25 protein-coding genes are annotated in these 20496 nt (G+C 36.0%); 20 read left to right on the plus strand and 5 right to left on the minus strand.

The window, feature by feature from the left end:
• Window positions 1-18 precede the first annotated feature (18 nt).
• The 5 genes from coxB to ctaG all read left to right on the plus strand — a co-directional run bounded on the left by coxB (window position 19) and on the right by ctaG (window position 4923).
• Window positions 19-1068 carry a cytochrome c oxidase subunit II gene (gene coxB / locus CN288_RS03760; RefSeq protein WP_026590215.1) on the plus strand — a complete coding sequence of 350 codons (1050 nt, stop codon included), beginning with the start codon at window positions 19-21 and terminating at the stop codon, window positions 1066-1068.
• A gap of 60 nt (window positions 1069-1128) precedes the next feature.
• On the plus strand, window positions 1129-2964 hold the full coding sequence (gene ctaD / locus CN288_RS03765) for a cytochrome c oxidase subunit I (protein WP_170833611.1): 1836 nt from the start codon (window positions 1129-1131) through the stop codon (window positions 2962-2964).
• Window positions 2964-3587, plus strand: a complete 624-nt coding sequence (gene ctaE / locus CN288_RS03770; protein ID WP_026590217.1) for a cytochrome c oxidase subunit III — start codon at window positions 2964-2966, stop codon at window positions 3585-3587. Before ctaD ends, ctaE begins: the two co-directional genes overlap by 1 nt.
• Window positions 3588-3590: 3 nt before the next feature.
• Window positions 3591-3929: a cytochrome c oxidase subunit IVB gene (ctaF, locus tag CN288_RS03775; RefSeq protein WP_026590218.1), complete on the plus strand. Its 339-nt coding sequence runs from the start codon at window positions 3591-3593 to the stop codon at window positions 3927-3929.
• 88 nt (window positions 3930-4017) lie between these two features.
• Window positions 4018-4923 (plus strand): cytochrome c oxidase assembly factor CtaG, encoded by a 906-nt coding sequence (gene ctaG / locus CN288_RS03780; protein ID WP_098301815.1) that lies wholly within the window; start codon window positions 4018-4020, stop codon window positions 4921-4923.
• A 34-nt stretch (window positions 4924-4957) separates the two neighbouring features.
• Here the strand turns inward: ctaG and CN288_RS03785 are convergent, their stop codons facing one another.
• Entirely contained in the window at window positions 4958-5323 is a 366-nt protein-coding gene (locus CN288_RS03785) for a YugN family protein (protein WP_026590220.1), read from the minus strand.
• A 205-nt stretch (window positions 5324-5528) separates the two neighbouring features.
• On the opposite strand from CN288_RS03785, the gene CN288_RS03790 reads away from it, so the two are divergent.
• From CN288_RS03790 to CN288_RS03815, 6 genes are all read left to right on the plus strand, one after another.
• Complete coding sequence (locus CN288_RS03790; protein ID WP_026590221.1) at window positions 5529-6566, plus strand: CAP domain-containing protein; 1038 nt, start codon at window positions 5529-5531, stop codon at window positions 6564-6566.
• A gap of 89 nt (window positions 6567-6655) precedes the next feature.
• Entirely contained in the window at window positions 6656-7081 is a 426-nt protein-coding gene (locus tag CN288_RS03795; RefSeq protein WP_026590222.1) for a YlbD family protein, read from the plus strand.
• A 12-nt stretch (window positions 7082-7093) separates the two neighbouring features.
• On the plus strand, window positions 7094-7339 hold the full coding sequence (locus CN288_RS03800; protein ID WP_026590223.1) for a YlbE-like family protein: 246 nt from the start codon (window positions 7094-7096) through the stop codon (window positions 7337-7339).
• A 78-nt stretch (window positions 7340-7417) separates the two neighbouring features.
• Window positions 7418-7990, plus strand: coding sequence for a histidine phosphatase family protein (locus CN288_RS03805; RefSeq protein WP_026590224.1), 573 nt, complete (start codon window positions 7418-7420; stop codon window positions 7988-7990).
• A 106-nt stretch (window positions 7991-8096) separates the two neighbouring features.
• Window positions 8097-8549 (plus strand): YlbF family regulator, encoded by a 453-nt coding sequence (locus CN288_RS03810; RefSeq protein ID WP_026590225.1) that lies wholly within the window; start codon window positions 8097-8099, stop codon window positions 8547-8549.
• Between the two features lie 127 nt (window positions 8550-8676).
• The gene (locus CN288_RS03815) at window positions 8677-8943 is read left to right on the plus strand and encodes a YlbG family protein (RefSeq protein ID WP_026590226.1); all 267 of its coding nucleotides are present in this window, start codon (window positions 8677-8679) and stop codon (window positions 8941-8943) included.
• A gap of 69 nt (window positions 8944-9012) precedes the next feature.
• On the opposite strand, the gene CN288_RS03820 is transcribed toward CN288_RS03815, so the two are convergent.
• Window positions 9013-9402 carry a DUF7147 family protein gene (locus tag CN288_RS03820; protein WP_026590227.1) on the minus strand — a complete coding sequence of 130 codons (390 nt, stop codon included), beginning with the start codon at window positions 9400-9402 and terminating at the stop codon, window positions 9013-9015.
• Window positions 9403-9968: 566 nt separating this feature from the next.
• Here CN288_RS03820 and rsmD point away from each other — a divergent pair.
• Window positions 9969-10535: a 16S rRNA (guanine(966)-N(2))-methyltransferase RsmD gene (gene rsmD, locus CN288_RS03825; protein WP_026590228.1), complete on the plus strand. Its 567-nt coding sequence runs from the start codon at window positions 9969-9971 to the stop codon at window positions 10533-10535.
• Window positions 10532-11023, plus strand: a complete 492-nt coding sequence (gene coaD, locus CN288_RS03830) for a pantetheine-phosphate adenylyltransferase (protein WP_026590229.1) — start codon at window positions 10532-10534, stop codon at window positions 11021-11023. The genes rsmD and coaD overlap by 4 nt, the downstream gene beginning before the upstream one ends.
• Here the strand turns inward: coaD and ylbJ are convergent.
• Entirely contained in the window at window positions 11015-12247 is a 1233-nt protein-coding gene (ylbJ, locus tag CN288_RS03835; RefSeq protein ID WP_090687271.1) for a sporulation integral membrane protein YlbJ, read from the minus strand. The two genes, coaD and ylbJ, sit on opposite strands and share 9 nt — an antisense overlap.
• A 114-nt stretch (window positions 12248-12361) precedes the next feature.
• Here ylbJ and CN288_RS03840 point away from each other — a divergent pair, with 114 nt between their 5' ends.
• Window positions 12362-13153 (plus strand): patatin-like phospholipase family protein, encoded by a 792-nt coding sequence (locus CN288_RS03840; protein ID WP_026590231.1) that lies wholly within the window; start codon window positions 12362-12364, stop codon window positions 13151-13153.
• Window positions 13146-14171: a SepM family pheromone-processing serine protease gene (locus CN288_RS03845; protein ID WP_098301816.1), complete on the plus strand. Its 1026-nt coding sequence runs from the start codon at window positions 13146-13148 to the stop codon at window positions 14169-14171. The genes CN288_RS03840 and CN288_RS03845 overlap by 8 nt, the downstream gene beginning before the upstream one ends.
• Before the next feature lie 26 nt (window positions 14172-14197).
• Here CN288_RS03845 and CN288_RS03850 read toward each other — a convergent pair whose 3' ends face one another.
• On the minus strand, window positions 14198-15439 hold the full coding sequence (locus CN288_RS03850) for a nucleotidyltransferase (protein ID WP_141527920.1): 1242 nt from the start codon (window positions 15437-15439) through the stop codon (window positions 14198-14200).
• 153 nt (window positions 15440-15592) lie between these two features.
• Between CN288_RS03850 and CN288_RS03855 the strand changes: the two genes are divergently transcribed.
• From CN288_RS03855 to CN288_RS03865, 3 genes are all read left to right on the plus strand, one after another.
• Window positions 15593-16093: a YceD family protein gene (locus CN288_RS03855; RefSeq protein WP_026590234.1), complete on the plus strand. Its 501-nt coding sequence runs from the start codon at window positions 15593-15595 to the stop codon at window positions 16091-16093.
• A 61-nt stretch (window positions 16094-16154) separates the two neighbouring features.
• The gene (gene rpmF, locus CN288_RS03860) at window positions 16155-16328 is read left to right on the plus strand and encodes a 50S ribosomal protein L32 (protein ID WP_001984764.1); all 174 of its coding nucleotides are present in this window, start codon (window positions 16155-16157) and stop codon (window positions 16326-16328) included.
• A 128-nt stretch (window positions 16329-16456) separates the two neighbouring features.
• On the plus strand, window positions 16457-16978 hold the full coding sequence (locus tag CN288_RS03865; RefSeq protein ID WP_026590235.1) for an RsfA family transcriptional regulator: 522 nt from the start codon (window positions 16457-16459) through the stop codon (window positions 16976-16978).
• A gap of 26 nt (window positions 16979-17004) precedes the next feature.
• Here CN288_RS03865 and CN288_RS03870 read toward each other — a convergent pair whose 3' ends face one another.
• Window positions 17005-17478, minus strand: coding sequence for an N-acetyltransferase (locus tag CN288_RS03870; RefSeq protein ID WP_098301818.1), 474 nt, complete (start codon window positions 17476-17478; stop codon window positions 17005-17007).
• 305 nt (window positions 17479-17783) lie between these two features.
• Between CN288_RS03870 and CN288_RS03875 the strand changes: the two genes are divergently transcribed.
• Both CN288_RS03875 and bshC read left to right on the plus strand, forming a co-directional pair.
• Window positions 17784-18671: a 2-dehydropantoate 2-reductase gene (locus tag CN288_RS03875; RefSeq protein ID WP_141527921.1), complete on the plus strand. Its 888-nt coding sequence runs from the start codon at window positions 17784-17786 to the stop codon at window positions 18669-18671.
• A 79-nt stretch (window positions 18672-18750) separates the two neighbouring features.
• Complete coding sequence (gene bshC / locus CN288_RS03880) at window positions 18751-20367, plus strand: bacillithiol biosynthesis cysteine-adding enzyme BshC (protein WP_026590238.1); 1617 nt, start codon at window positions 18751-18753, stop codon at window positions 20365-20367.
• The last annotated feature ends 129 nt before the right edge of the window (window positions 20368-20496 follow it).

The following is a 20496-nucleotide window of genomic DNA, read 5'->3' on the forward strand; positions in this document are numbered from 1 at the left end:
AAAGTGGGGGTTGTTTGTATGAAGAAACAGTGGCGACTGCTTTCATTCGTTTCACTGCTGGCTTTACTGTTAGGGGGATGCGGTAAAGCCTTTCAATCTACTTTAATTCCGCAAGGTGAAGTAGCAAAAATGCAATATGATTTACTCTTGTTAGCAAGTGCGATTATGGTAGGTGTTGTACTTGTAGTTACTATTATTTTCTTGTATGTAATTGTGCGTTTCCGACAAAAGAAGGGCCAAGAGGATTATATTCCAAAGCAAGTTGAAGGAAATCACAAACTAGAAATTATATGGACAGTTATTCCGATTATTCTTTTGCTAATATTGGCTGTTCCGACTGTTACATATACCTTCAAACTTGCTGACGTAAGTGCGATGGAGAAAAAGAATATTGATAAAGATACAATCGTTGTTGATGTAACAGCGAATCTTTATTGGTGGGAATTTTCTTACAAATCAGAAAAGATAGTAACTTCTCAAGATTTAGTTATCCCCACAGGTAAAAAAGTGTATTTGAATCTGAAAGGTGCTGATATTAAACATTCATTTTGGGTTCCATCTTTAGCTGGAAAAATGGATACGAATACAGATAATGTAAACAAAATGTGGTTAAAGGCAGATAAATCAGGCACTTATAATGGTTTTTGTACAGAATTTTGTGGCCCATCACATTCTTTAATGCAATTTAAAGTGAAAGCTGTTGATGAAAGCGAGTACAAAACTTGGATTGCAGATATGAAGAAAATTGATGGTAAGAAGGAAGTAGCTTCTACAAAAGAACAACAAGGTAAAGAGATATTCAACAAAAGCTGTATCGGTTGTCATGCAACTGGATCAAATGATAGTAGACCACCTTCTGCACGTATCGCACCAAACCTAGCAAATTTTGCTGATCGCGATATGGTTGCCGGCATTGCTGAAAATAATGAAGAAAACCTAAAAAAATGGCTAAAGGATCCTGAAAATATGAAGCCAGGAAATAAAATGACTGGTAAATATGGCAACTTAACGGACGATGAAATAGAGGCATTAAATGCCTATTTGAAAACGTTAAAAGTTGAGAAGTAAAAAGGGATTATTTGCGAAGGGGAGGTTGAAAACGTGAGTTCTGTAGCAAAGAAACAGGGGATGGGTGCTGTTATATGGGATTATTTGACGACAGTAGACCATAAAAAGATTGCCATTCTCTATTTAATTGCAGGTGGGTTATTTTTTATCATTGGCGGAATAGAAGCATTATTTATCCGTCTTCAATTAGCCATTCCGAACAATGCTTTTCTTGTTGGGGATGCTTATAATCAAGTATTAACAATGCACGGTACAACAATGATTTTCCTCGCAGCTATGCCGCTCGTGTTTGCATTTATGAACGCTGCTGTGCCACTTCAAATTGGGGCACGCGATGTGGCGTTTCCATTTTTAAATTCACTTGGATTTTGGTTATTTTTCTTTGGAGGCGTATTTTTAAACCTAAGTTGGTTTTTGGGAGGAGCACCTGATGCAGGATGGACATCTTATGCATCGTTATCTCTTGCTTCTAAAGGACATGGTGTTGACTTTTATGTATTAGGATTACAAATATCGGGTATAGGTACACTGATTGGTGGTATTAACTTCCTTGTCACAATTATTAATATGCGTGCACCTGGAATGACCTATATGCGTATGCCGATGTTTACATGGACAACATTTGTAACGTCTTCACTTATTTTATTTGCCTTTCCACCATTAACAGTCGGATTGGCGCTACTTATGTTAGATCGCCTATTTGGTACAAGTTTCTTTAACCCAGCTTTAGGTGGTAATACGATTATATGGGAGCATTTATTCTGGATCTTTGGTCACCCAGAAGTGTACATTCTTATACTCCCGGTTTTCGGAATATTCTCAGAAATATTCGCTACATTTTCTAAAAAACGACTATTTGGTTACTCATCTATGGTATTTGCAACAGTGTTGATTGGATTTTTAGGATTTATGGTATGGGCACATCACATGTTCACGGTTGGCCTTGGTCCTGTCGCGAATGCTATTTTTTCAGTTGCAACAATGGCAATTGCAGTCCCAACGGGGATTAAAATATTTAACTGGCTCTTTACAATGTGGGGTGGAAGTATTCGGTTTACAACTCCAATGATGTGGGCTGTTGCGTTTATCCCATCATTCGTAATGGGAGGAGTAACAGGGGTTATGCTTGCTTCAGCGCCTGCTGACTATCAATTTCATGATAACTATTTCGTTGTGGCACATTTCCACTATGTAATCGTTGGTGGGGTTGTATTTGGATTATTAGCCGGTGCACACTATTATTGGCCACTTATGTTTAACAGAGTATTAAATGAAACACTAGGGAAAATTACATTTTGGTTGTTCTTTATCGGCTTCCATTTAACATTCTTTATCCAACATTTCCTTGGTTTAATTGGTATGCCGCGTCGCTACTTTACGTATTTACCAGGACAAGGATTAGAAACAGGGAACTTAATTAGTTCGATTGGTGCTGTATTTATGGGACTTGGAACCATTGTTCTTTTATTCAATGTTGTGAAAACATCATTGTCTAAAGAGAAAGCGGGTCGTGATCCATGGGATGGTCGTACATTAGAATGGACAATACCAGCTCCGACACCAGAATATAACTTTAAGCAATTACCATTCGTTCGAGGTCTGGATCCGTTTTGGATTGAGAAACGTGAAGGGAATAAAGAGATGACACCAGCAGAGCCTGTGAGTGACATTCATATGCCAAACTCTTCATTTTCACCATTTGTTATTTCGCTTGGGTTATTTATAGCGGCATTTGGTGCAATGTACATGCAAGGTGGAAAAGATAAGTTTTGGCTCCTGGTTGCAATAATTGGGCTTATCATTACGTTTGGTGCAATGTTCTTACGTTCAGTAATTGATGACCATGGTTATCATATTCATAAAGAAGATTTGGATGATAAGGGGGGCACAGCGTAATGCATGTAGAGGAAAAATTAACAAATGAAACATTTCCAGCAGAGCCTGAAAAAGCAACCCTTGAGGGGAAAAATAAGTTTGTTGGATTTTGGCTATTCCTTGGAGGCGAAACTGTATTGTTCGCTTCCTTATTTGGCACATATTTAGCATTGAAAAATTCTACAAATGGCGGCCCCACTTCTCAAGAAATGTTTCAAATGCCACTTGTCTTTATCATGACGATGCTTTTGTTAACAAGTAGTTTAACAAGCGTGTATGCGATGTATCATATGAAGAACTTTAACTTTAAGCAAATGCAGCTTTGGTTAATTGTTACAGTACTATTAGGCTTGGGGTTTTTAGGATTTGAGATTTATGAATTTTATCATTATACACATGAATTCAAACATACAATGAGAAGCAGTGCATTTGGTTCAGCGTTTTATGCGCTTGTTGGAACTCATGGATTACACGTATTGTTCGGATTGTTATGGATCTCAACATTAGTTTTTCGGAATGCGAAGCGAGGGCTAAATTTATATAATGCTCCAAAGTTTTACGTCGCATCGATTTACTGGCACTTTATCGATGTAGTTTGGGTGTTTATTTTCACTGTAGTATATTTGATGGGAATGGTGGGATAAACAATGGCGATAAAGCAAACAAACACAAGTAACTCAAAGGTAGATCTTGTTTATCGTAGAAGAAAAAGTGCAGAGGAAATGAGGCATCAAGTGATTACATTTGGTCTAATGATTTTCTTAACGATTGTAGCTTTTGTGGCAGTCGCTTATCCGAAAACATTTAGTCCTCTTTTCTCAGTGCCATTTATTTTATTGTTAGCTGTTGTGCAAGTAATATTTCAATTGTACTATTTCATGCATATGAGTCATAAGGGACATGAAACAGCAGCCTTTTTCTTATATGCAGGGTTATTAGTGGGATTATTAACCATTTTAGCTTTTATGACGATTATCTGGGTTTAAAAAAGCAAAGGATAGGGAGCTTGAAGTTATCTTCGCTCCCTTTTTCCTATGAGGGTAAGGAATTCAAATTGAAAGGGTGGGTGTAAAAATGAGCAACTTATGGATATTTGGTTTTCAAGCTTTATGGAGCCCGATCTTTTTACTTTTTATGGTGTCTATCCTTATCTGTTACTTTCTTATTATTGGGCCCTATAGAAATCGGTTCGAAAATGCAGATAAGGTAAATAAAAAGCAGATATTTTATTTTACGACTGGGATTGTCCTATTGTATTTCGTAAAGGGTGGACCTATTGATTTACTTGGACATATTGTATTTAGTGCACATATGTTTGAAATGGCAGTGATGTATATTGCGGTACCACCATTATTGTTATTAGGAATTCCGATTTGGTTATACAAATATATTACTTCTTTTCGTTTTATCCAGGTGATGTTGAATATGTTTACAAAACCGCTTATTGCCCTGTTTGTATTTAATGGATTATTTTCCATTTATCATTTGCCGGTTGTGTTTGATGCTGTAAAACAAAATCAAGTCGCTCATCCTATTTTTCTTGCTGTTTTATTTTTTACAGCAATGATGATGTGGTGGCCTATGCTAAATCCATTGCCGGAGTATCAAACATTAAGTGAAATTAAAAAAATTGGCTATATGTTTGCGAACGGTATATTATTGACACCAGCTTGTGCGCTAATCATATTTGCTAGCGAATCATTGTTTGTTACATATACGGATCCAAGTGCATGGATGAAAGCGATGGAGCTTTGTGTGCCTGTAGGGACACTGGCTGATTTAAATATAACCGGACCAGAATTTTTACACTGGATGCCGATTGTACAAGATCAACAAACAGGTGGTACCATTATGAAAATTGTCCAGGAAATAGTATATGGTACAATTATTGGCTATGTATTTTTTAAATGGGCACGTAAGGAACGTAAAAAAGATGAGGAGCAACTACAGGCAGTACCTCCTTATTTGCAAACGAAATAAAACAGGCATGTCCACATGGGCATGCCTGTTTTATTTACTCGATAATTTGAAATTCCTTCAATTCCTTTTCGATATTTTGCAGTAGTTGTTCGCTTTTTTGAAGTACGTTTGTAGGGAAATTTTCATTCTCTCCATATTCAACACCATGTGGATAATAGTGTTTTCCTAACAATGGGGGAAGTAATTTAACTTGTGCGTGTCGTCCTCCGATTTCTCCTTCTACAGCAAATCCTTGGACCCGTAAATAGTATACATCCTTTAATATTTCAAATTTATAGTCATATGTAACTCGTTCATAATCCCACTGTCCGGCAAGTACGAAATGATGATTTTGCATGACTTCTGTGAGAAGTGTAAAATCAATAGTTGCGTCTATAAGTTTTGAATTTGTAAACTGCATAGAATCCCTCCTTATTTTTATTTGAAACCATCTAATTTTATAATAGTATGAATAATGAGAAATCGCAATTCATATTGAGAGAAAAGGGATAATCACGGCTTTTTTTATAAAAATATGATATAGTGAAAATAGTATGGTACAAACAAAAGAGAAGACAGGGCTTTGTGTATATCTCAATTTTATGTTTGACCAGGAGGTATATTTTTTGAAAAAATTATTACGTATCGTAATGATTACGGCTTTGATTTTAGCAATTGATTTATACGGGAAATTACTCGTTTCGCAATATATATTACAACCATCTCATTCTAAGCAGGAACATAAGATTGTCAAGAAAAAGAAACAGATAAATGAAGGTTTTCCAGAGACAATCTCCCAATTAATAGGAGGAGATTCGGAAAATTTATTAGCAAAATGGGGTGAGCCAGCTCGAATCGAACCTTCTGCTTATGGTTACGAATGGTGGATTTATAATCAAGATTTATCACAATATGTACAGTTTGGTGTTGCAGAGCATAAAATTGTAACAGCTTATGTTGCTGGTGATCAAGTGGATGTAGCCCCGTTTCATATGAATGAAAAATATGAAGATGTCTATAAAAAAAATCCATTTTCACATGAAATTTCTTTGGAAAAAGGAAGGAACAGTTACCAATTTGAATTATCTGATACTGAAATTGCAGAACAACCACTTGTTTCGATAGAAGAAGATGATTGGGCGCAGTTATACTTTGATCGGTTTACACATAAACTTGTTGGAATTAGGTATATGGATGATGAAACATTGCTTCGACAAAGACCGTATCAGCTTGTTTATTCTGGAGAATTAGGGACGGAGCCAGCAATCCCTCAGGAGAAAATGGCACAAGTAGAACATGGGAATATGCAACAAATTCTAGATTTGACTAATATTATTCGTAGTCGTCATCAATTGCCATTACTAACATGGGATCAACAAACAGCTGAAGTAGCTTTTGGACATAGTAAAGATATGAAAGAGAATAATTACTTTTCACATGATTCACCGAAATTTGGAACTTTAGGAGATCGATTACAACGTGGTCAAGTCACTTTTCAACTAGCGGGAGAAAATATAGCAGCGCAGCATACTGATGGAATCGCGGCAGTGCAAGGTTGGCTGAATAGCGAAGGGCATCGGAAAAACTTGTTAAATGAACAATTTACTGGACTAGGTGTTGGGGTCTTCGATAAATTCTATACTCAAAATTTCATTAGAAAATAAGAAAAGGTGCATGAAACGTCTAAAAATAGGCGAACCATGCGCCTTTTTTTTCTTACAATATAGTAGATACATCTGAAGAGGTGAGGATTATGACAAAGACAAAAGGACCGTTACATCCTTCTGTTCAACAATTTAAAGAGTTTGTAAACCATCACCCTAAAATGGTTCATGAAGTTCGAAACGGTCAAAAAACATGGCAACAATTTTATGAGGAATGGTATTTACTTGGGGAGCAAGATGAAATGTGGAATGCTTATAAAGCGGATGGAGAAGCGATTTCTTCTCCTATACAAGAGAATCGTACAGAAAATAATGATGAAAAAGCTGCTGATTTAATGGGACAAATGCTTTCGTTTTTTAAAAAATTAGATGCAGAACAAATGCAGCAGCATCTAGCTAATGTAACAAGTGCAATTGGGAGTGTACAACAAGTTATTCAACAATTTCAAGGGAATCGTACACAACCTGAGCAAAGAACTTCTGAAAATAATCCGTTTTTCTTTCGAAAAGATTAGGAGGAAAAGAGGATGAGGGCAGAACTTATGGAATTTATAAAAGCTGACAAAGATTTAGAGCGTTATATTCGTGAACAACCCCATTGGTATCGGAAATTATCACGTAATCCTAAGGAGAAGGAGGCTTTTGAATTAGCTGCCTTACAGTATTATAAAAAGACAATTCCTGATAAAGTTGCAAAATTTCAAAATCAACTGGCGGTTGCTTCTATTATGATTGACATGTTTCAATATATGAAGCAGCAGAATGCAACATAATTGGAAGGAAAAACTATGTCCGTCATGCGAAACATTTGTTACAATAGAAACAGATTATTGAAAAAAAGGAGTTACAGCATGACGGAAATTTGTTTAGTGCGACATGGACAAACTGATTGGAATTTTCAAGAGATTATTCAAGGGCGTGAAGATATTCCACTTAATGAAGTTGGGAAAAAGCAAGCCAGTCAAAGTGCAGCTGCATTAAAATTGGAAACGTGGGATGTAATTATTAGTAGTCCCTTAATTAGAGCACAAGAAACAGCACAGGCAATTAGCGATGCTGTTGGAATACAGTCTATTCTTCTAGATGAGCGGTTTGTTGAACGGAATTTTGGAGAGGCTTCAGGAAAACCAGTTCCTGCAGTTAGAGAGCTTATTGCAGAGGGAAATGTAGAAGGTATGGAGACAGATGAAGAGATTGTAAAACGCTGCTTTGCTGCATTGCAAGACGTTGCACAAGTACATGTGGGTAAACGTGTTATTATTGTTGCACATTCACATGCGATAAAAGCAATGTTACACGCAATCTCACCTGATGAAATTACATTTAAAACGCCATTAAAAAATGCGTGTATTAGTTATGTAAAAGAAGAGAATGGAAGCTGGGACGTACTACGATATAATATTGCCGAGCATATTTGCGTATAAGAAATTATAATGGATGAGTATTTTCAGTAATAGAACTTTTAACTTTATATTCAAATTAGTAGTTCTGTTCTAAATGTGTTATGATGGATACTCGGAGGTGTCTCTCATGATTGTAGCGACGCTTGAAAGCGTAATGATATTAGACGAAGCAGAACAGCTTGCAAAAGCGATTGTCTGTTCCGATGTAGCTAAGAGCTATCGTAAATGTTATAAGGCATTACAGGAAGATTTGGAGGCTCAAACATTAATTGGTCAATTTACAGTAATGAAAGAGCGATATGAAGAAGTGCAACGCTTTGGAAAATATCATCCTGATTATACTTTCGTTTCGAAAAACATGCGAGAGTTAAAACGTTCTGTAGACTTGCATGAAAAGATATCTGCTTTTAAAAAGGCGGAAAATACTTTGCAAAAACTATTAGATGAAGTCAGTGCAGCAATTGGTTCCGAAGTATCATCTGCGATTAAAGTTCCTACTGGAAATCCGTTTTTTGATGCAGGTGGCTGCGGAAGCGGGTGTGGCTCTGGTGGAAGTTGCGGTTGTAAAAAAACGGGGTGATGTGCCCCGTTTTTTAGAATATGAAAGAAAACGTATACAGAATTTGTTCTATAATTTCACAAATTTCTGATTGATTTTTATAAAATACAAGAATATGAGTATATAAAAGGAGAAGATGGAGAAGATTATGTTCGGGCAACGACAAAGTATGATTGTTTATTTACATTCATTGAAACATGCCAAAATTTTAAGGAAATATGGTAATATTCATTACATATCAAAGCGTTTGAAATATGCAGTTGTATATTGTGATGTGGAGCAAATAGAGCATATGATGCAAAAGCTAAATAAGCTTCCTTTTGTGAAAAAAATTGAGCAGTCATATCGCCCGTTTCTTAAAACGGAATTTGAAAATTCGCGTCCGGATCGTGCGAAAGAATACGACTATAGTTAAGGAGAATCCCCCCACTAATTTTAGTGGGGGGATTCTTTATTTTAATAAAAATACAATGGGTATAAATTGCTACTGCATTGGAGGAATGAAATGATTCATTCGTAAAATGCCGATAAGGTGATTAAAATATAATTCTTTTTCTGGGAAAGTTGTAGAAGGTTTTACAGTAAAAGAAACGACATTTTTTTCAATTTGTTCAGCTGTTTCTTCGAATAAAACAATTCGTTTGCTTTTTTTATTTTCAAGTATAGGAATCCCTTCGCGACATATGTATAGCGGTTGGAAATCACCAACTGTTGTTGGTTTCAGAACAACAACTAGTGAGCATACTTTTTTATCATTTTTTAAGGTTTCGAATTGTAACATATGTGACACACGGTCTTTATTTGTTTTCGCAATCTCAAGTAATTCATATAAATCGGAGTAGCCTTCTCCTAGTTCAATAAAACGTTGAATCATATTATTTCCTCCTCTTTCTTTTACTGTATCATTTCATTTTTAAAATGAAAAGAACGCAAAGAAAAAAACCCTGCAAAGCAGGGCCCTTCTTATACTAGTATGTACTAGCAAGAAGGCAAAGGGAGAGGAGAAACCGGAGGAAGAACTTATGGGGAAACGTAAGTCTTCTCCGCGGTTGGCAACAACATCGAAGGTGATGTTGTTATATTTATTTATGTCCAATCTAAATGAAGATATACATAATGAATTTAAATTTTATCGTAGGCTTTTTATTTTGCTTTTTTTTATTTTATGATAGGATAAAAAAGATAAAGGGAAACTTGTATCAGTAGAAGAGATTTTACTCGCATATAGCGAGATGAATATACATATTGGATACTGGAAAGTGATCATACAATGATGGCTATTAAAAGAAATAAAGTGTTTTTTCTTTTAATAGGTAGCGGATTAGGTTATCCTTTAATGGGAAAATAACCAGGAAATATTGAGATTTGATAGCGATTACCAAAGCGGATATGTATTTGTAATAATCGCTCGATAGATTGAAATAAAGGTAGTGACAGCGAATGAGAGTAGTTTCAGGAAAATGTAAAGGGCATCCACTTAAGGCTGTACCAGGTAATACAACGCGACCAACAACAGATAAAGTAAAAGAAGCCATTTTTAATATGATTGGTCCTTATTTCGAGGGAGGAGTTGCTCTCGATTTATTTGGAGGTAGTGGAGGACTTGGGATTGAAGCACTTAGCAGAGGGATTGACAAAGCTATTTTTGTTGATCGAGATAATAAAGCGGTGAAGGTAATTCATCAAAATTTAGAAAGCTGCAGAGTACATGATCAAGCTGAAGTGTATAGAAATGATGCAGAGCGCGCTTTGAAGGCGCTAATTAAGCGTGAATTATCATTTGATCTCATACTGTTAGATCCACCATACAAAGATCAAAAAATCATTTCGTTAATTAGTGTTATAGACCAACATGGAGTATTGAACGAAGATGGATTGATTATGGCAGAACATGGGGATGATATAGTCTTACCTGAGACGATAGGTAGACTTGTAAAGGTAAGAGCAGAAAATTATGGTATTACGGCGATTTCGATTTATAAGTATGAAGGTGAGGAGACCGAATGACAAGTATAGCAATTTCTTCAGGAAGTTTTGATCCAATAACTCTTGGACATTTGGATATTATTAAAAGGGGCGCAAAGGTGTTTGATGAGGTATATGTTGTTGTTTTAAATAATTCTTCTAAGAAACCGTTTTTTTCAGTAGAAGAGCGTCTAGAGCTAATTCGAGAAGCAACAAAAGATATTCCAAACGTAAAAGTTGATTCGCATAGCGGACTGTTAGTTGAGTATGCAAAAATGCGTAATGCAAACGCGATTTTACGTGGTTTACGTGCGGTTTCTGATTTTGAATATGAAATGCAAATTACATCAATGAATCGTAAGTTAGATGAAAACATTGAAACATTTTTTATTATGACAAATAATCAATATTCATTTTTAAGTTCGAGCATTGTGAAGGAAGTGGCTCGTTATGGTGGGAATGTAGCTGGTCTTGTTCCTTCTGTTGTAGAGCGCGCTTTAAAAGAAAAGTTTCAAACCCCGTTAAGATGAACGGGGTTTTTCTTTATTTATTATGCGTAAGAATAATAAAATAACATATAGATATAAACAAAATAGTGTAAAAGTAGGGCCGTAGTGAAGCAATATATCCCAAGCCTTTGTAAGAATAGAAGACTGATTTGATAAGAAAACCGGAATATCTTGTTGATTTGGTGAAAAAGAATGTAATTTTTCGTAAAGTGGTACCCAAAATATAAAGGTGTATATTGGGGCGAGAATACTTTGGATAATTCTTGCAAAGAAATAAGGCTTAAAGCGAATATCAGTTTCGGCTAAAATGCTTGCCACTTGAGCTTGGATAGAAAGGCCGCTAAATGCGAGGATAAAGCTTGTGACCATTGCTTGTTCAAGAATTGTAGTATGATTGGTTTGGCTAATCATTTGGCTACCCAGTGTCATTTCGAAAAGCCCTGACAAGATGGGGATGCTAAAGTGTGGCGATAGTTGGCAGAATGTTAAAATATGTTGCATAATAAGAGCTAGTGCTGTTGTGATTTGGAAGACGGTAATCATTTTATTTAAAACGGAGAATAAAATAATAAATCCGCCAATCATGAGTAAAGTTTGAATAGAGGAAATAATAGCATCACCAAGTAGTTTTCCAATTGGTCTGTTCTCTTGCAAACGTGTCTCATGGAGGATTGAAAAAGCGTGCTGTAAGGGACGTTTTTGAATGGATTGTTTTTCCTTTATGTAAGTATTGTTGTTGCCGTAAAAACGCATAAGTAAACCGACAGTAAAGTTGCTAACGTAATGTGCAGTAGCTAATATAAAACCTAATTTTGGATTGTTAAAAAAGCCAATAGAAACAGCTCCAAAAATAAATAGTGGATTAGAAGAGTTGGTAAATGATACGAGCCGTTCTGCTTCTATTTGAGTTAGCTGGTTACTTTGCCTTAGTCTGGCACTTAATTTGGCGCCCGCAGGAAAGCCAGAAGCCATCCCCATTGCCCAAACAAAGCCTCCAATACCAGGTACACGGAAGAGTGGGCGCATAAGCGGTTCTAATATAACACCGATAAACTTTACAACACCTATACTAATTAAAAGCTCCGCAACGATAAAAAAAGGTAATAGCGAAGGAAAGACAACTTCCCACCATATATTTAATCCGCGAATAGAAGCTTGCAAAGCGGCTTGGGGGTGAAGTACGAGAGAAAATGTTAGAAATATCATCGTTATGGTGAGAAAAGCTGTTTTCCATTTTTCATACATTTTAACGTAGCCCCCCTTTGTCCCAAAAACGTTCACTTCAGTATACGTGGATACATGGTGAGTTTAGACCATAAGTATGAAAAAGAGGACAAAAAAATTTTAAGGGTGAGAGAAATGAAGGAACCGAAAATAGGTTTAGCTCTTGGATCTGGAGGTGCGAAAGGTTTCGCGCATGTCGGTGTGATTAAAGTGTTACGAGAGGCGAATATCCCTATCCATATGATTGCCGGAAGTAGTATGGGGGCATTGATTGGTACATTTTATGCAGCGAGTTGCAACGTAGAGAGGCTCTATCGAATGGCTACATTATTTAAACGAAAATACTATTTGGATTTTACTGTACCCAAAATGGGCTTTATTTCTGGAAAGCGTGTAAAAGATATGATTAAAATGTTTACATATAATAAAAAATTAGAAGAGTTAGATATCCCAACTGCAGTTGTGGCCACTGACATTTTAAAGGGGGAAAAAGTTGTATTTACAAGCGGTCCTATTGCTGATGCGGTCAGAGCAAGTATTTCTGTGCCAGGAGTGTTTGTACCTGAGAAAATAGATGGTCGTTTATTAGTGGACGGTGGGGTAATTGATCGTATTCCTGTATCTGTCGTAAAAGAGCTAGGTGCGGATATTGTGATTGCTGTAGATGTATCGCCTATTAAGGTGAACGGAGAAATTACATCCATTTATGATGTTATCATGCAGAGCATTGAAATTATGCAGCATGAACTTGTTGTCAATCGGCAAATTGCTTCGGATTTAATGATGCGTCCGGCAGTAGAACAATTTAGTTCTCGTGCTTTTACCAATATTGAAGACATTATTCGAGTTGGAGAAGAAGAGGCGGAGAAGCATATTCAGAAAATTTACTTATTAATTGAGCAGTGGAAGGAGAAAAATAATGTTTAAGCGTTTTCGGTTTATATATGCAATTTTAATTGGAGTTATATTGGCGATGTTACTTGTCTACGTACGCCTTCCGTATTATGTAACAAAGCCAGGTATGGCTGCGAAATTAGAACCATATGTACAAGTTGATGGTGGAAAGAAAGAATCAGGTGATTTTATGCTTGTGACAGTTTCAATGGGGCCAGCGAATGTTGTAAACTTAATAGCTGCCCAATTTAATAAATATAATCACATTTCTAAAGCAGAGGAAATTTTGCAAAAAGGTGAGAGTGATGAGGAATACCAATTCCGCCAAGCGTATGCAATGAAAGATTCACAAAATGCAGCGATTTATAATGCATATAAACGTGCGAATCGTCCAGTTTCTTTTCAAAATAAAGGAGTATTAGTTGCTGGGATTGCAAAGAATATGTCCGCTGAAGGAAAATTAAAACTGGGAGATGTAATTGTCGCTGCTGACGGTCAGCCTTTTGAAACGATAGACCAATTTACTGCGCACATGGCAGGGAAAAAAGAAGGGGAAGTAGTACATATTGAATATGTTCGAGATGGAAAACGTTTTGAGGAAAAGTTAACATTAAAACAAATTCCTGATGGTAAGGGGCGTGTGGGAATCGGAGTTTCTATTGTCACTGAAAGAGAATTAGTAGTAGATCCAAAAGTGAAAATCGACTCGCACGAAATTGGTGGGCCCTCGGCGGGATTAATGTTTACATTAGAAATTTATAATCAATTAGTTGAAAAAGACATGACAAAAGGCCATGAAATTGCTGGGACAGGAACAATTAATGAGAAGGGAGAAATCGGTCCTATAGGTGGTATTCAGCAAAAGGTTGTAGCAGCTAGTGATGCGGGTGCAGAAATATTCTTTGCTCCAAATGAAAAAGGGGTATCGAAATCGAATTATAAAGAAGCGCTTGAAGCAGCAAAAGATATTGAGACGAAGATGAAAATTGTACCAGTAGATACATTGGATGATGCATTAACATACTTAGAAAAAATGTCAGAAAAAAAGTAAGCCTCTCGCAAGAGAGGTTTACTTTTTTATAAAAAGGTATTTATTGTTTCATCATACCGAATAGGATGTTGCGTTACATCTTTTTGTATACATTTTGTACGTAGCGGTTCTTGTAGCACTGAAAAATAAACAGCGTTTGCTTTTCGCTCTATATCTAGAACAGGATGCTTGAATGTCTTTGTGTGAGTAAGAAGAGGGAGTCCTAGATTTTTTTTATATTTCGAAACATAAGTTTGTCCTTTTTGTGACATACCAAGTAAACGTATATATGGTGAATATTGCTCTGTATGCGCCTTCTCCATTTCTTCTTTTGTTGTATTCGTTAAAATATGTGTACACGCTCGTTGTAATCTAGTCCATGTATAACGTTTTGTTTTTAACGCTTCCATGAAAGTAAGAAATGAAGAGCTATTATGTATTTTTGATAAAATACGATGCTCCAATCCTTCCTCTATCTCATATATATGTTGTAGCTCCTTGGAAGACATTGTCAAAAGTTTGTATTTAAAAAATGGGAAATACTTCTCCCAACAATGTAGCATGTGATAGGTTTGGTTATAGCTTTCTAAAAAAGATGCAGTAAAATTTGGTACAAAGGGATAAATGGTTGTGAATGAATCATTTTCACTAAATAATTGTTTGCGAATGCTGGTGGCACTTGCAATATGGTTATCTTGAAAGGTTTCGTCATGATAATGAGATGCGAATCTTTCAATGGTATGTGCATGAATTGAACTTTTCTGGGAAAGAATTGCTTCAATGTAATGTAAGCCTAATATATTATTTGGCTGTGACATATCAACAGTATTACTGTCCGATAAGATATGTAAGAAGGCTTGAGAAGTTGCTTTTGCATAGCTGTTTCCATTATCCATAAATTGCTGTACAAGTTGATTGAAAGTATCATTTTCTTTTTGGCGTAACGAAATGGTGTTATAGAAATTTTGAACTTTTCCATCCTCACTGCCAAAACAAATTTCAGAAACGCCAAGCGCATCTAAAATAGAAATAGCTCCGCTAGCAAATGTTTCGGCCTTTTGTGTTGCGAATGCATAAGGGAGTTCAACAACAAGATCTACGCCCCCAGCTAGAGCCATTTTGGTTCGCTGCCATTTTGATACGAGAGCTGGTTCACCGCGCTGTAAAAATGGTCCACTCATGACAGCGATTGTAATGTCGCACTGTGTTAACTTTTTGGTTTGTTGCACATGATAAGCATGACCGTTATGAAAGGGGTTATATTCCACAATAATACCACTAGCCTTTATGATAATCTCTCCTTTCGATGTAGCATCTTTTCTGAAAACATGATAATCTATATATTATTTCCTATAATGACTTCATTATAGTGTAAAGAAAAAACATTGACAAATATAAAATGGCTAGCTATAATTTTGTTTGTTGCCTTGAGGTGATATGATATGAAATGGTCCATCCATCAATTAAACAAATTGAGACATAAAGGATTGACATTGGATGAGATGGTAGATGTAAGTGAGCTAAAAGAAGTCGAGAAAGAAATTCGTAAAATTAGTCCTGTTCATGTAACAGGTAGAGTTGATTTTGGCTCTAGTAAGTTTACGTTTCATCTACATATAACTGGAAGCATGGTGTTACCATGTTCTCGCTCTTTAGTAGATGTAACATTACCATTTGACATTAAAACAACTGAGGTGTTCCAAACTTCAGCAGAAGAGTATGAAACGGAAGCGGAAATCCATTACTTAGAAGGAGAAGTACTTGACTTACTCCCTATAATCAAGGAAAATATACTTTTGGAGATTCCAATGCAAATTTTCAGTGATGATGTTTCCGGTGGAGCACCGACGCAAGGTCAAGACTGGCAAGTGATTTCGGAAGAAAGCAAAGAAAAGCCTGTTGATCCAAGATTGGCAGGACTTGCGAAGTTTTTTGACAAATAATCGGAAGACTGGTTCAGGCCTTCATATGAAAATAACTATTTCTTTTAAGGAGGTGGGAAGAATGGCTGTACCTTTTAGAAGAACTTCTAAAACAGTAAAAAGAAAGCGTCGTACGCATTTCAAATTATCAGTACCTGGTATGGTAGAGTGCCCAAGCTGTGGTGAAGCGAAATTAGCTCACCGTGTATGTAAAGCATGCGGTACTTACAAAGGTAAAGAAGTAATCAGCAAGTAATTGCAGAAATAAACGTAGAAGAATATCTTCTACGTTTATTTTTTTTGTCTTAACTTTACATGTTGGTATTCTATCTTTTCTAGTAACTGCATATGCTTAATAAAAAATGCATAAGGAGGACTAGAGGAATGGCGACAACAAGACAAGATGCATGGACTGATGATGAAGATTTACTTCTGGCAGAAGTGGTACTCCGGCATATTCGTGAAGGTGGAACGCAACTTTCCGCATTTAAAGAGGTAGGAAGGCATTTATCTCGTACACCTGCAGCATGTGGATTTAGATGGAATTCTTACGTTAGAAAGCAATATAAGGAACGTATTGAAGAGGCCAAACAAATTCGTAAGGCAGAAAGTTATGAAGTAAGGCAACCGAAAGTTGTGGAGCTTTCTCCTGTATCGATTACGTTAGATGATGTTATTACCTTTTTACAAAAATATAAAGATGAAAAAGAGGTAAAAGAATTACATCAAAAAATTGAATTGCTACAAAAGGAAAAGGAATGGCTTCTTCAGCGTTTATCTGTATATGAAGAAGAGTATCGTACTTTGCTTGATTATATTGATCGAAAAAGAAGTGTGATGGTGTTAGAGACAAAAGAAAGAGATACGATTCATGAGCATGAAACATTAGAAAAGTTGAAAAAATAAAAACAGCTGATAACAGCTGTTTTTATTTATGCGGATTCTTCGTTTGTAACCGCATTCAAATTAGTTTCTGGATGCCAAATATAAAATTCGCCATCAGCCGTTGATACTTGCTCGAAATTTTGTTTATCCCAAAACGCAGCAGATTGTATACGGGCAGTTGTTTTGATTGGAAATTGTAGTTGTTTTGCATAGTTAACAAGCATTTGACCAAAACCTTGTTTTTGAAAGTTTGGTAACACCTCAAGTTTTGAAAGTTCTACGTAAGGTCCAGCAATCTCAGGGTTGGACTCACCGTGTCTCCTCATGTACAAACTCATACGTGCGATAAGGGATCCGCCGTAATAAATGCCGTAAAAGGGAGATTCGCTATCATTTTCAATAATATTTGCTTGTAATTCTTCAAACATGGAGAGTTCTTGGGCACCACAGCCCTTAAATTTTTTAAATTCGTCTAACGTTTTATAATTGATGAGCAAGCGCTCAACTTTTGGGAATGTCATTACATCACATCCTCTTCTCAGTTTGTAAAATAAAGAAAAGTATAAATATTTTCAATAATATTATAACTCATTTTTTCATTTTTATGAAGAAAATAGAATATTTCTTTCGGTATTTTTTTGAAGTGTTTGCTACACTAGTCATAGGAAGGGGATTTATACATATTTATAAAATGTACTTTCGATTGTTGAAATATAAATTAAGATATAATCAATGTTAGGACAAGTATAGAGAGGGGGGAATCAGAAGGCTTCTAGTTGATGGTAGGATATAATTTATTTTGGTACCGGTTAGGAGCTTCTGAAGGATAGAGATGAAAATTGGGATTGTTGGTCCGGGAGCGATTGGTCTGCTTTTTGCATTTTATTTAAAAAAGAACAAACAGGATGTTACATTATTTACAAGAACGGTAGAACAAGCTGAAAAGTTAGTTCAGGAGGGAATAAAGTGTATTCGTAAGGGAGAAATGGAAAAGGTATTTATAAATGCTATGCCCTTAGAGAATATTGTAGATGAACAAATGGACTATCTGTTCGTTGCTGTAAAACAATATCATCTAGTGAATATTCTTCCTTTTATAAAAGAACAAAGACGGATTATCTTTTTGCAAAATGGGATGTCTCATTTGCATATCTTGCAAGAAATAAAATGTGAAAATATAGCAGTGGGAATTGTAGAGCATGGAGCAAAAAAAGAAAATAAATATACAGTGAATCATACAGGAGTAGGGGTTACAAAATTTGGGGTGGTAAATGGAGAGTTGTCTCAATTTGATTCACTATTAGATTGTTTTTCTCCAAAATATTTTTCGGTGCAAGTCGAAGAAGATTGGAAACAGACGATGTATTATAAACTTGTAATAAATGTATGCATTAATCCGCTAACAGCTTTATTTGGTATACAAAACGGAGTGTTGCTGTCGAACCCTTATTTTTATAGAGTCATGGAGCAAATATTTCAGGAGGTCGTGTTTCTTGTAGGGGAGGAAAGAAAAGAAGATTTGTGGCTATTGGTTTGTCGTGTATGTGAAACCACAGCCAGTAATACATCATCTATGTTAGCTGATATAAGAGCGGGCCAGGAAACGGAAATTGACGCTATTATTGGTTATGTGATGGAGGAAGCACGGAAACAGCAAAAACAAGTTCCAGTACTGCAATTTGTATACAATTCCATAAAGGGATTAGAAGTATAAGAGATATTCTTTGCTTTTACATGAAACATTGACTACAATTTGGATTGGTGAGAGAACAGGATAGGAAAGGAAGAATTATATGGAGATAAAAGAGATCTCTGTTCCACTACAAGGTGTTGTGGCGGACTATATGAAGGGTAAGAAAGAAGCGCAGGCATACTTTGATTATCCGTTGACAGAAGAAGGATTCGGGCAACGTCTGCATGATTTGCGTAATAAGAAATTTTTCCGTCAAGATTTAGTGGCACATTTATTAGAGTATAATACTAATTTACATGCTGGAGAGCATACTCTTCAGAATATAAAGGCGCTAGCGGATGAAAATACATATGTTGTTGTTGGAGGACAGCAAGCGGGACTATTAACAGGCCCTCTTTATACAGTGCATAAAATTATTTCGATTTTACAGCTTGCAAAAGAAAAAGAGGCGAGTTTAGGAGTACGTGTCGTTCCTGTTTTTTGGATTGCTGGTGAAGATCATGATATCGATGAAATTAATCATGTGTTTGTAACGAAAAATAAAAAAATAAAAAAGACGATTTTTCATGATCGTCTTCTAAAAAAAGCGAGTGCATCTGAGTCTGAGCTTTCAAAAGAAGATTGTAGAAAGTGGATTGAAGAAATTTTTAAAACATATCCAGAAACGAATTTTACAAAGGACGTATTACAGTTTGTTGAAGATGCCTTGCAGAATTCGCGTACTTATGTGGATTTCTTTGCGCATCTTATTATGAAATTATTTGTAGATTCAGGCTTGATTCTTGTTGATTCACATCATCCAGCGTTAAGAAAATTGGAAGTCTCTTTTTTTAAACAAATATTAAGTCGATATCAAGAAGTGCAAATGAGTCTTCATAAACAACAGCAATTAATAAGAGAACAAGGATATAAACCGATTATTGAAACAAAATCAAATGCGGTACACATATTTATGCAAATTGATGAAGAGCGTGTGTTGTTAGAAGAAGAGAATGGGCAATTTGTTGGGAAAGATGGTGCTTATTCATTTTCGTATGAAGAATTGATAGCGGAAATGGAAAGAAGTCCGGAACGATTTAGTAATAATGTTGTAACGAGACCACTTATGCAAGAATATATATTTCCGACATTAGCATTTATTGGAGGGCCTGGTGAAATTGCTTACTGGAGTGAATTGCAACGAGTATTTCATGTGTTCGGATTTCAGGTACCTCCGGTTATTCCAAGGCTCACAATTAGTTATGTGGAACGTGATATTTCAACAGATTTACACGATTTGCAATTACAAGAGAGTGATCTGTTTGTGAAGAGTATAGATATGTTACGTGAAGAGTGGCTTTCTAATCAAATAGAAGAGCCGATTGGTGAACGATTTATAGAAGCGACAGAGAAAATGATCGATATTCATACTTCTTTACAACAGTTTGTAACAAAAATAGACCCAGGAATGCAGAAATTTGCTGAGAAAAATGAGCGAAAAATTAAAGAGCAAATTGAATTGTTAGAAAGAATGTTAAAGCGGAATGTTGAGAAAAAAAATGAAGTAGAGCTGAATAAATTCAGGCGTGTACAATACGCTCTCCGTCCGTTAGGTGCACCGCAGGAGCGTGTATGGAATATATGTTATTATTTAAATCAGTTTGGATTAGATTTTGTTGAACGGGTAACGAAACAATCGTACTCTTGGGACGGGAAACATCATATTATAAAACTATAAAATCTTGCTCTTAGGAGCAGGATTTTATTTTTGATTTGTGGAATTAAATGTAAAGCGAAAAACTGAATTATCAAACTATATGAACAAGAGTGTGATATGGAGAACAAAACGCATGTATATGACAAAATA

The organism is Bacillus sp. AFS023182 (assembly GCF_002560575.1).
GTDB classification, from domain to species: Bacteria; Bacillota; Bacilli; order Bacillales; family Bacillaceae_G; genus Bacillus_A; species Bacillus_A arachidis.